General features: G+C 73.3%; 1 protein-coding gene. It reads right to left on the bottom strand.

The annotated features are described in order from the left end of the window. On the bottom strand, positions 1 to 258 hold a 258-nt coding region (locus RYX56_RS26680; RefSeq protein WP_317124286.1), incomplete at both ends, for a laccase domain-containing protein.

Raw genomic sequence — 258 nt, 5'->3', positions numbered from 1 at the left:
CCGGCTCGCCCCGCTGGAAGGCGCGGCGGTTGGAATAGAAGGCCGCCTCGTCCGCACAGGTGTCGTGCCCGGTCCAGGCCGCCTCGCCGCCCCCCGCCTGGTCCAGCCGCCACAGGACGAAGCCGGGCAGGACGAACATCCGCTTGTCGGCCGCCGCGCCCGGCGCGAAGAACCGGCTCGACCCCGGATCATGGTGCTCGAACCGCGCCTCGAAATCGGCCCCGACCTCGTAGCTGGACTGGGCGATGCAGGGCCCGA

Source organism: Alkalihalophilus lindianensis, assembly GCF_032843265.1.
Classification (GTDB): domain Bacteria; phylum Bacillota; class Bacilli; order Bacillales; family Bacillaceae_D; genus Alkalihalophilus; species Alkalihalophilus lindianensis.
Note: the sequence above shows the minus strand (reverse complement) of the source record. Positions and strands in the feature narration are given on the sequence as shown.